Raw genomic sequence first — 11357 nt, forward strand, 5'->3', positions numbered from 1 at the left:
GCGAGCGGGCCGCTTGAAAATGCTTGACAGGCAGACCGCTGGAGTATAGAAGGTCTGCCTTGTACAACGTCGAGGTCACATGCTCTGTGGCGATCAGGGACGATCTGACAGCCTGGGTTGCGCTCAAGTCCGTCGACGGGGTCGGCAGTGTCGTATTCCGGAACCTCCTGGCGGTCTACGGGTCGCCCGCCAGGGTCTTCGAAGCCCCCCTGGACGAGCTGGAGCGAGCGGCGGGATTAAACCACAAGACCGCCCGCAACATCAAGGAATTTCGGGCCTGGGACCGGGTCCGCAGCGAGATCGCAAGGGCCGAGCGGGAAGGCGTTTCGATCGTCACCTGCGAGGACCCGGGGTACCCGGAGAGACTTCGGAGGATCTACGACCCTCCCCCGCTTCTCTATATAAAAGGAAGCCTGGAGACGGCGGACATCCCCGTGGCCGTCGTCGGGTCCCGAAACGCAAGCCCCTACGGCCGCTACGTCACGGAAATACTCTGCAGGGAGCTGGCGCAGCGGGGGGTGACCGTGGTCAGCGGCCTGGCACGCGGGATCGACACCTGCGCGCACCGCGGCGCGCTTTCGGCCCGCGGGCGCACGATCGCCGTGATGGGCTGCGGCATCGACGTGATCTACCCGCCGGAGAACCGAAAGCTCCACGGCGAGATCGCCGTGCGCGGCGCCGTCGTGACGGAATACCCCTTCGGCACCGAGCCCGACCGCCCGCACTTCCCGGCGCGCAACCGCATCATCAGCGGCCTCTCGCTCGGGGTCCTCATCGTCGAGGCGGGGGAGAAGAGCGGCTCGCTCATCACGGCGCAATGCGCGCTGGAGCAGAACCGCGAGGTCTTCGCCGTCCCGGGCGGCATCGATCTTCCCGGTTCCCGGGGCACGAACCGGCTGCTGCGGCAGGGGGCCAAGCTCGTGGAGAGCGCGGAGGACATCCTCGACGAAATCCTGCCCCAGCTCGAGCACCCGCCCGCACCGATGCAGCGTGAGACGAAGACGCCGGCCGGCCGCCGGGGCGGGACGGAGAATCATGAAACGGGGCAAGAGCCCCTGACGGAGAACGAATCGCGGCTGCTCGGGTTCATTTCAGAAACGCCGCAGGATGCCGATACCCTCATCAACCGTGCGGGCCTGGCCGCGGCCGAGGCCCTTGCGCTTCTGTTGTCCCTGGAGCTCAAGGGCTACATTCTCCAGCTGCCCGGGAAGCGATTCAAACGGAAGGAGACTTGATGCCGAACGCGCTGATCATCGTCGAGTCGCCCACGAAGGTGAAGACCATCAAGAAGTACCTCGGCTCGGAGTATGATGTCCGGGCCTCCGTGGGACACGTGAAGGATTTACCGAAAAACAAGCTCGGGATCGACATCGAGCACGACTTCAGCCCCACCTACCAGGTCCTCGAGGCGAAGAAGAAAGTCATCGCCGAGCTCAAGAAAGCCGCCAAGGCGGCCGATTCGATCTACCTCGCCCCGGACCCCGACCGCGAGGGCGAGGCCATCGCCTGGCACATCGCCGAGGAGATCGGCACGAAGGGAAAGCCGGTCTACCGGGTGCTGTTCAACGATTTGACGAAGAACACGATGCTGGCGGCCATACGCAACCCCCTGCCCCTGGACGTCAACCGCTACGAGGCCCAGCAGACCCGTCGCATCCTCGACAGGCTCGTGGGCTACCAGATCAGCCCCATCCTCTGGAAAAAGATCAGCAGGGGTCTTTCTGCCGGCCGCGTGCAGTCCGTGGCCGTCCGGATCGTCTGCGAGCGCGAGGAGGAGATCCGCAACTTCAAGCCCGAGGAATACTGGACGATCACGGCGTCCCTCGAGGGGGCGAACCCGCCGCCCTTCGAGGCCAAGCTCGTCAAGATCGCGGGCAAGAAGGCCAAGGTTTCAGATGAAGCCCAGGCCCGGGATCTCGTCGGGAGGCTGAAGGAGGCCGACTTCACGGTCAGCTCGATCGAACGCAAGGAGACGAGGCGAAACCCTCTGCCGCCCTTCACGACGAGCAAGCTGCAGCAGGAGGCCTCGCGCTGGCTGCGCTTCTCGCCCAAGAAGACCATGATGGTCGCCCAGAAGCTCTACGAGGGCATCGAGCTCGGCAAGGAAGGCCCCGTGGGCCTCATCACCTACATGCGGACCGACTCGGTCCGCGTGGCCGGCGAGGCCGTCGCCGAGGCGCGCGCCTTCATCCAGGACGTCTACGGCAAGGACTTCCTGCCTGCCAAGGCCAAGGTCTACGCCACCTCCGAGAGGGCGCAGGACGCCCACGAGGCCATCCGTCCCACGTCGCTGGCCTACCGTCCCGCCGAGATCAAGCCCTACCTCTCGAGCGACGAGTTCCGGCTCTACCAGCTCATCTGGAACCGGTTCGTGGCAAGCCAGATGAACCCGGCCGTCTACGACCAGACCATCGTGGACATCACGGCGGGCGACTGCCTCTTCCAGGCGCGCGGCTCCGTTTTGAAATTCGCGGGCTTCACTATCCTCTACACGGAGGGGAAGGACACGGACGACGAGAACGGCAACGGCAAGCTGCTGCCGAACCTCACGGAAAAGGAGATTCTCAAGCTCCTGGAGCTCAAGCCCGAGCAGCACTTTACCCAGCCCCCCCCGCGTTTCACCGAGGCCATGCTGGTGCGTGAGCTCGAGGAGAAGGGCATCGGGCGGCCCAGCACCTACGCCACCATCCTCAGTACCATCCAGGAGCGCAATTACGTAAAGCTGGAACAGGGGCGCATCCATCCGACGGAACTGGGAATGCACGTCAACGAGTTTCTCGTGAAGCGCTTCCCGAAAATCCTGGATGTTGAATTTACAGCCGGCATGGAGGACCACCTCGACCAGATCGAAAAGGGCACGCTCAACCGGATCGACACGCTGAAAGAATTCTATGGGCTGTTGAAAAAATACCTGGATGAGGTCCCTCTCAAGCAGGAACCCAAGCCCACAGAGGATACCTGCGAAAAGTGCGGGTCCCCCATGGTCATCAAGTGGGGACGCAACGGGCGGTTCCTGGCCTGCTCCAAGTACCCCGACTGCAAGAGCACGAAGAACCTCAACGGCAACGGCGCCAACGGCCAGGCCGAGGCCAAGCCGACGGATGTCGCCTGCGAGAAGTGCGGCAAGCCCATGGTCCTCAAGGAGGGCCGCTTCGGGAAGTTCCTCGGCTGCTCGGGATACCCGGAGTGCAAGAACACGATGCCCTTCTCGACCGGCGTGCCCTGCCCCGAGGAAGGCTGCACGGGAACGCTCGCGGAGAAGCGGACGAAGAAGGGCAAGTCCTTCTACGGCTGCACCCGGTACCCCCAGTGCCAGTACGCAACATGGGACCGCCCGATCGCCGAGGCGTGCCCCGAGTGCGGCGCGGCGTTCCTCGTCGAGAAGTACAACCGCAAGACGGGCCGCATGAAGGCCTGCGTGAAGGAAGGCTGCGGGTTCAAGGAACCGCTCGCCTGAACTCGGAAGTTGTGAAGTTGGGAAGATGAGAAGTTGAGAACGAGTCGACCAAACGCATCTCGAGGCTGTTCCGAGCTTCTCAACTTCCCAGTTTCCAAACTTCTCCTATGAAGATCAAACCCATCATCATCATCGGCGGCGGGCTGGCCGGCTGCGAGGCGGCCTGGCAGTTGACGAAGCGCGGCCATGACGTCACGCTCATCGACATGAAGCCCGGCAAGCTCTCTCCCGCTCACCGCTCCCCGCGTCTGGCCGAGCTCGTCTGCAGCAACTCCCTGAGGTCCAACGACCTCTCGAGCGCCCCGGGCCTTCTCAAGGAGGAGATGCGCAGGCTCGACTCCCTCGTCATCGCCTCGGCCGACGCCACGTCGGTGCCCGCGGGCAAGGCCCTGGCCGTCGACCGGGCCTTGTTTGCGGAGCGGGTCGAGACGGTCCTGCTTGCGCAGAGGGGCATTCGTCTGGTTCGCGAGGAATGCACGGCGATCCCCGGGGGGGCGCACGTGATCATCGCCACGGGCCCCCTCACCTCGGATCCCCTCGCCTCGGCCATCGCGCGGCTCGTCGGCCAGGAAGCCCTGTATTTCTATGACGCCATCGCCCCCATCGTGGACGCCGCCTCCATCGACCGCACGAAGGTCTTCAAAGCCTCACGCTACGGTGAGGGCGAGGGGGACTATCTCAACTGCCCCCTCGACGAACGGCAGTACCGCGACTTCAGACAGGCCGTCCTCGAGGGACGGGAGATCGCGGCGCGGCCCTTCGAGGACGAAAAGTATTTCGAAGGCTGCCTGCCCATCGAGATTCTGGCCCGCCGCGGGGAGGACACCCTGCGGTACGGGCCGATGAAGCCCGTGGGTCTCGTCGACCCCCGCACGGGCAGGGAACCCTATGCCGTGATCCAGCTGCGGCAGGAAAACCGCGAGGGGACACTGTTCAACATGGTGGGGTTCCAGACCAAGCTCGCCTGGCCGGAGCAGCAGCGCATCTTCCGGATGATCCCGGGGCTCGAAAAGGCCGAGTTCCTCCGCTTCGGCAGCATCCACCGCAACACCTACATCAATTCGCCCACGCTGCTGACGGACACCCTGCAGCTGCGTGCCTGCCCCGACCTGTTCTTCGCCGGGCAGATCACCGGCGTCGAAGGGTACGTCGAGTCGGCGGCCACGGGGCTCCTGGCGGGACTCTTCCTGCACTGGATCCGGATCGGCGCCCCTTTTTCCATCCCCCCGCGGACGACCGCCCTGGGCGCGCTGCTGCGGCACGTCAGCCGCGCCGAAGGGAAGCACTTTGAGCCGATGAACGTGAATTTCGGGCTCTTCGAGCCCCTGGCCGGGAAAATCAGGAAACGCCTTCGCGGGGCGGCTTACGCCGATCGCGCCCTCTCGGACCTTGCGCGCTGGCTCAGGGAGTCTTCCCCCTGAGCCCGCTTGGCCCGCGTTTCCCCTGCCGCCCGTCCCCGAAGATCCTAGACAGGGCCTCGCGGGTGCGGGGCAGCGGATCGTCCGTTTGCGACAGGAACTCCTGGAGACGTCCTAGGTCGTCGATCGTGTCGACGTCGAAGGACGGCGGCAGGCAAAAGCAGGACAGCCCGAGGGAGCGGGCCCGGTCGACGGTCTCGCGCAGCGCCCTGCCGGTACCCAGCGCAACCCCGGTGAAGAGGTCCGCGGGGCAGCGGAGCCCGATCAGGTTGTAGCCCCCGTCGTCTGCGGGCACAAGGACGACGTCGTGATGCCGGAGCCCCTCGAATGCGGCCTCTACCTGCTCCGGCGGCATGTGGGGGCAGTCGGCTCCCATCGCGGCCACCCGCCGGTACCCTTCCCCAAACAGCGCGCCGAAGGCACTTCGCAGCCTTTCCTGCAGGCTCTTTCCTGACTGCCCCCGGCAGTCGGCCTTTCCCCCGAACAGGGCCCCAAAGGGGCTTTCCGGCGGCGTGAAAAACCACAGCAGGGGCCGCTGCTGCGAGCCGAACTTGGCCTCCAGGTCATCGAGGAAGGCCCTGTAGACGGCAAGGGTCCGACCGGATCCGAGGTCCCTTGCGAGCCGCCGCTTGACGGCCCCCGCCTCCGGGTAGCGAGCCATGATGACGAGAGCCTCGGGGGCCGATTTGCGGGCGTGATGGCTCATCCCCCCGGGCTCTCTGCACAAAAGCCGCTTTCGGTGACGGCGATGGCGCGGGCCGGGCAGGCCTCGGCGGCTTGCCGAACGAGGGCCCCGTGACGGTCCGGCTCCCTGACCTCGAAGACCGGCCGCATGTGCAGGCCCCACTCCAGGAACACCTCCGGGCAGGTGTTCACGCAGATCTCGCAGCCGATGCACAGTTCCTTTTTGATGATGACCCTCATCGCAGAAGGCTCTTTTCCTCAAGGCCGATGAGAAAGATCCAGGCGCACGGCACTATTTTATGCAGAGGGTAAGAGGGTTTGAAGGTAAGAAGGTTGGAGAAGCCGGGGGCATGCAATCGGTTTCCGACTCATCCCACGTTCTTACCCTCTCACCTTCTTACCTTCTCCGGTCGGATGAGTGCGCATCCTTTCATCAGCCTCACTCCACCAGCTTGTTGCGTATCGCGTACGTCGTCAGCTCGGCGTTGTTCTTGAGCTTCATCTTGTCCAGGATCCGCGAGCGGTAGGTGCTCACCGTCTTGACGCTGAGGCACATCTCATCGGCGATGCTCGATACGGTCTTGCCGGAGGCGATCATGAGCAGGATCTGGTACTCCCGGTCGGAGAGGGTCTCGTGGGGGGCCTTCTCGGTCTCCCCGTCGAGTTCATAGGCGAGCTTCTCCGCCAGCGAGGAGCTGATGTACTTCCCGCCGCGCGAAACCTTGCGGATGGCCGAGATCAGCTCATCGGGCGCGCTGGCTTTCGTGAGGTAGCCTGCGGCCCCGGCCTTGAGTGCCCGGATGGCGTACTGCTCCTCGGGGTAGATGCTCAGGATCAGCACGGGGATTTTCGGGTTCGTGAGCCTCAGCTCCTTGAGCACCTCGAGCCCGTTCTTGCCGGGCATGGAGATGTCCAGCAGGATGACGTCGTAGTCCTTTTTCGACACGAGACTGAGCACTTCCTGGCCGCTTCCCGCCTCGTCGGCCACCAGGAGGTCCGCCGTCTCGGACAGGACCTGCTTGAAGCCCTGCCTCACGATCGGGTGGTCATCGGCGATGAGAATCCGGATCATGCCTCGCCTCCTCTCCAGTTGGGCAGCCGGACCGTCACCGTCGTGCCCCTGCCCTTCTTGCCTGTGATCCGCACCTCGCCGCCCCGGAACTCGACGCGCTCCCGGATGCCGAGCAGCCCGAAAGACTTCGGCTTTCGGAGTTCTTCCTCGCGAATCCCCCTGCCGTTGTCTTCCACGACGAGCTCCAGGTCGTCCTCCAGTCCCCTCAGGGTCACCTGCACCCGGGTCGCCTTCGAATGCTTCGCCACATTCGTGAGCGCCTCTTGGAGAATCCGGAACACGGTGATCGAGGCATCCTTGTTGGGCTCCAGCTCCTCAGGTTCCACGGTGCAGCAGCACCGGATGCCCGTGCGCTTCTGGAATTCCTGGCACTGCCAGTCGATTGCCACGGGCAGCCCCAGGTGGTCGAGCATCCCGGGCCGCAGGTCCATGTAGATCCTCTTGACGGTCTGCATGGTCAGGTCGATGAGTTCCTTCATCGACTTCGTCCGCTCGTGCAGGTGTTCCTGTTCCGGCGGTATTTTCTTCTTGAGCAGGCTGATCCCCGTGTTGAGGGCCGTCAGGAGCTGGCCAAGCTCGTCGTGGAGCTCCCGCGCGATCCGCGTCCTCTCTTTTTCCCGGGCCGTCTGGAGGTGCATGGAGAGATCGCGCAGCCGGGCCCTCGAGCGCTCGAGCTCCTTCTCGAACTGCTTGCGGTACGTGATGTTCTCGAAAGTGATCACGACGCTTTCGTGTTCCAGCCTCTCCCCGATCCGGGCCGCGCTGATCATGCACTCGATCTCCGTGCCGTCCTTTTTGCGGCAGGGGTACTCGACGGCGAACGTCCTCCGCCTCTGCAGAGTGGAGTAGAGCAGCTGGGCGATCACCTCGAATTCCGCCTCCGAGCGGAACAGGATCCTTTTCCCCTGCCCGATCAGCTCCCGGGGCTTCCAGCCGAAGACCTTCTCGACGCCGTCGTTGGCGAAGAAGATCTTCCGGTCCCGCATCCCGACCACGGCGTGCGGGATCGACTCGAGGATCGAGGCCTCCAGGGCTTCGAGCTCGGCGAGCTTGCTCTGCGCCTCCTTCTGCTCCGTGATGTCCATCGAGTTGCCGAGGATGGCCCTTTTCCCCTGGAATCGGATCGGCGTCACCGTCTCCATGATCCACCGCACATGGCCATCCTTCGTGATAATCCGGAAGACGTTGGGCGTCCGTTTCCGCCCCCGCAGCATCGCCCTGGCCCTCTTGGCAACCAGCACCCTGTCGTCGGGGTGAACGAGCTTCATGGAACTCGCCCCGATCAGCTCCTCGGCGCGGTAACCCGCATAGCCAGCCCCGATGGGGTTGATGTAGAGGAACGTCCCGTCGTGCACCACGTACACCCCGACCTGGGAGTTTTCGGCCATGGACATGTAAACGTCCTCGGCCGCCTTCTGGTCCGTGATGTCCTCGTAGGTGATGACGACCTGCTTGTCGACGAGTGCCGGTCCGATGCGCGACGCCGTGAGGCGGCAGATGATCGGCGTGCCGTCCTTTTTCTTGCGCTTGACCTCGGCCGTGAACGTCCGCTGCGTCTCCAGGGAGCGGTAGAGGTTGTCCGCGCCGACGGCCCACTCCCGCTTCGTTCGGTAGAAAATCCGGGTGCTCTTCCCGATGACCTCCTCGCGCTTCCAGCCGAAGACTTTCTCGACGCCGTCATTGGCGAAGATGATCTGCCGGTTCTTCAGGCCGATCACCGCATGGGGGATGGACTCGAGGATCGACGCCTCGAGGGCCTCGAGCCTCGCGAGGCGCTCCCGCGCCTCGACCTGCCGTGTCACGTCCATCGACTGCCCGAGCACGGCGCGGCCTGCGCCGAAATCGATCGGGGTGACCGACTCCAGGATCCAGTGCACGCGGCCGTCCCGCCCGACGGTCCGGAACTCGTAGGGCTGCGTGCGCTTGCCCCGGAGCATGTCCCGCGCCTTCTTCGCAACCGCGTCGCGGTCCTCGGGATGGATGAAGTCGGCGGCCCTCTGCCCGATGAGTTCCGTGGGCTTGCAGCCCAGCCGGGATGCCGTGAACTGGTTGACGAAACGGAATCTCCCGTCCTTGATGATGTAGACGCCCGCCTCGGCGGTGACCGCCAGCGATCGGTAGAGCTTGTCCTCGTAGAGTTTTTCGTTCTCCGCCTTCTCGTACTCCATCACCTCCAGGCGGAGGGCCTCCATCTTCCGGAGGAGTTCTTCTTTTGTCAGGTGCTCGAAGGCCATGGGGTCTCCCGCGGTCCGCCCGCCGGGAAAACGGCGGTGCTACCGGTTCCTCTCGAAGATAATGCGCAGCCCGTCGAGGGTGAGATACTCGTCGACGACATCGATGCTCTTCGTCTCCGGGGCGATGATCTTGGCCAGTCCCCCCGTGGCGATGACTTTCGGGTTCGATCGGACCTCCGCCCTCATCCGCTCGACGATGCCGTCGACGAGTCCCGCGTAGCCGAACATGATCCCGGCCTGCATGCTGCTGATCGTGTCCTTCGCGATGATCGTCCGGGGCCGTTTGAGCTCCACGCGGGGCAGCTTGGAAGCCTTGTCGAACAGCGCGTCGCTCGAGATGGCGATGCCCGGGGCGATGCAGCCGCCCATGTATTCGCCTTTCTTCGAGACGTAATCGAAGGTCGTGGCGGTGCCGAAATCCACGACGATCAGCTCCGTTTTGTGCTTCTCGTACGCCGCCACGGCATTGACGATCCGGTCGGCGCCGACCTCTTTCGGGTTGTCGTAGAAGATGGGCATGCCCGTCTTGATGCCGGGCTCCACGATGAGGGGCTTGAGGTGGAAGTACTTCTGGCACAGGGGCTCGAGGATGTTGAGCATGGGCGGCACGACGCAGGAGATGATGATGCCGGTCAGGTTCACGGGTTTCGCGCTGGTTTTGACGGTTTTGTAGAGATTCACGATCAGCATGCCGTACTCGTCCACCGTGTGGTTGGCGACGGTCCGGATGCGCCAGTCGTACAGGAGTTTATCCCCGTCGAAGAGTCCCAGGACGGTGTTGCTGTTTCCCACGTCGATGGCCAGAAGCATGATCACAACCTCTCGATATAGATATCACCGGCGAGCACCTGCTGCACGCCGGTTTCCCCTTCCAGCAAGAGGGCCCCGGCGGGGTCGAGCCCCACGACGGTCCCCCGTTCGGTCGTTTTGCCGTGCACGACCTCCACGCGTTTGCCGACGAGGTCGGCGCACTGCAGCCATCGCTCACGGATGGCCTCGCCGCCGCCGCCGAGGAATACCCGGTACCAGCGCTCCAGGCTCTCGAACAGGCGGACGGCGAAGTCGAGCCGGTCGATCTCCCCGCCGGTCTCGATCCGCAGGGACGTGGCCGTCTCGCGGAGTTCCCGCGGAAGATCGAGCGGGCGCATGTTGAGGTTCACGCCGATCCCCACGATGAGGAAATGGACGCGGTCCCCTCTCGTGCGCATCTCCGTCAGGATGCCGCAGATCTTCTTCCCGCCGATGAGGACATCGTTGGGCCACTTGAGCCTCACCCGGCCGGGGCAGTACTGAGACAGCGTGTCGGCCGCTGCAACACCGGCCGTCAGGGGGATGAGCGATGCCCGGGCGGCGGGGATGTCGGGCCGCAGCACGACGGAGAGGTAGAGGTTCCCCGAGGGCGGTGATTCCCACGTCCGGTCCAGCCGTCCCCGGCCTTCGGACTGCGCGTCGGCCAGGACGACGGTCCCCTCAGGCGCTCCCTCCAGGGCCAGGCGCATGGCCTCGGTGTTCGTCGAGCCGACTTCCTCGTGAAACTCGATCCGCCGGCCGATGATCTTCGTGAGGAAAAACCGTCTGAGTTCTTCGACGTTGAAGTCCATCGGTCAGGGCTTTCTCTTGACCTTCAGGGAGATATCGGCGGCCCGAGCCGAGTGGGTCAGCGCCCCGGAGGAGATGCAGTCGACCCCCGTGGAGGCGATCGTTCTGACGTTGTCGAGGGTCACGTTCCCCGAGGCCTCGACCAGCGCCCTGCCGCCGATGAGGGCAACGGCCTTCCGCATGGCGTCGACGGGCATGTTGTCGAGCATGATCACGTCCGCGCCCGCCGCCAGCGCCTGCCGGACCTCGGCGAGGGTCTTCACCTCCACCTCGACCCTCACCAGCAGGGGGGCTCCTTCGCGGACCCGGCGGACCGCGGGCCCGATGCCGCCGGCTGCCACGATGTGGTTGTCCTTGATGAGGACCCCGTCGTAGAGCCCGTAGCGGTGATTGCGGCCCCCGCCGACCCTGACGCTGTACTTGTCGAGCACGCGCAGGCCGGGCATGGTCTTTCGCGTGTCGAGGATCACGGCCTTCGTGCCCGCGACGGCGTCGGCAAACCGCCTTGTCAGGGTGGCGATGCCGCACATCCGCTGGAACAGGTTCAGGGCGACCCGCTCGGCCGTCAGGATGCTCGCGAGCGGACCCCCCAGCGTCGCCAGGACCGTCCCGCGCCGGACCAGGTCCCCGTCCCTGACCGCAGACCGGAAAACGATCCCCGCATCGCGCACGCGGAAGACCTCCCGGAACACCTCGAGGCCGGCCACGACGAGGTCCTCCTTGGCCAGGGCCTGCGCCGTCCCTTTCTCTGACCCGGCCAGCGCGCAGGCCGTCGTCACGTCCCCCGAGCGGATGTCCTCCTCGAGGGCCCGGCGGATGATCTCCCTGACGGCCACCATTTCCAGCATGATCGTTCTTGCTTGGCTCTGCAGGGTCTTGTTTCTCCCTTGCTT

The 11357-nt window shown here is 64.8% G+C and carries 10 protein-coding genes; 3 read left to right on the top strand and 7 right to left on the bottom strand.

The features are described from left to right. Positions 1–104 precede the first annotated feature (104 nt). The 3 genes from dprA to trmFO all read left to right on the top strand — a co-directional run bounded on the left by dprA (position 105) and on the right by trmFO (position 4878). Entirely contained in the window at positions 105–1235 is a 1131-nt protein-coding gene (dprA, locus tag HPY67_02135) for a DNA-protecting protein DprA (protein ID NPV03510.1), read from the top strand. Continuing rightward, complete coding sequence (gene topA, locus HPY67_02140; GenBank protein NPV03511.1) at positions 1235–3457, top strand: type I DNA topoisomerase; 2223 nt, start codon at positions 1235–1237, stop codon at positions 3455–3457. The genes dprA and topA overlap by 1 nt, the downstream gene beginning before the upstream one ends. A 107-nt stretch (positions 3458–3564) precedes the next feature. Beyond that, positions 3565–4878 carry a methylenetetrahydrofolate--tRNA-(uracil(54)-C(5))-methyltransferase (FADH(2)-oxidizing) TrmFO gene (gene trmFO / locus HPY67_02145; GenBank protein NPV03512.1) on the top strand — a complete coding sequence of 438 codons (1314 nt, stop codon included), beginning with the start codon at positions 3565–3567 and terminating at the stop codon, positions 4876–4878. Here the strand turns inward: trmFO and HPY67_02150 are convergent. From HPY67_02150 to nadC, 7 genes are all read right to left on the bottom strand, one after another. Further along, complete coding sequence (locus HPY67_02150; GenBank protein NPV03513.1) at positions 4859–5581, bottom strand: glycosyltransferase; 723 nt, start codon at positions 5579–5581, stop codon at positions 4859–4861. The genes trmFO and HPY67_02150 overlap by 20 nt on opposite strands. Continuing rightward, positions 5578–5799, bottom strand: a complete 222-nt coding sequence (locus tag HPY67_02155) for a ferredoxin (GenBank protein NPV03514.1) — start codon at positions 5797–5799, stop codon at positions 5578–5580. Before HPY67_02155 ends, HPY67_02150 begins: the two co-directional genes overlap by 4 nt. A 199-nt stretch (positions 5800–5998) precedes the next feature. Next, positions 5999–6631, bottom strand: coding sequence for a response regulator transcription factor (locus HPY67_02160; protein ID NPV03515.1), 633 nt, complete (start codon positions 6629–6631; stop codon positions 5999–6001). Beyond that, positions 6628–8865 carry a PAS domain S-box protein gene (locus HPY67_02165; GenBank protein ID NPV03516.1) on the bottom strand — a complete coding sequence of 746 codons (2238 nt, stop codon included), beginning with the start codon at positions 8863–8865 and terminating at the stop codon, positions 6628–6630. The genes HPY67_02160 and HPY67_02165 overlap by 4 nt, the downstream gene beginning before the upstream one ends. Before the next feature lie 39 nt (positions 8866–8904). Next, positions 8905–9675 (bottom strand): type III pantothenate kinase, encoded by a 771-nt coding sequence (locus tag HPY67_02170; protein NPV03517.1) that lies wholly within the window; start codon positions 9673–9675, stop codon positions 8905–8907. Between the two features lie 2 nt (positions 9676–9677). After that, positions 9678–10466: a biotin--[acetyl-CoA-carboxylase] ligase gene (locus HPY67_02175; protein ID NPV03518.1), complete on the bottom strand. Its 789-nt coding sequence runs from the start codon at positions 10464–10466 to the stop codon at positions 9678–9680. 3 nt (positions 10467–10469) lie between these two features. Next, positions 10470–11303 (bottom strand): carboxylating nicotinate-nucleotide diphosphorylase, encoded by an 834-nt coding sequence (nadC, locus tag HPY67_02180; protein NPV03519.1) that lies wholly within the window; start codon positions 11301–11303, stop codon positions 10470–10472. Between the last annotated feature and the right edge of the window lie 54 nt (positions 11304–11357).

It is taken from the genome of Syntrophaceae bacterium (genome assembly GCA_013177795.1).
Classification (GTDB): domain Bacteria; phylum Desulfobacterota; class Syntrophia; order Syntrophales; family UBA2192; genus UBA2192.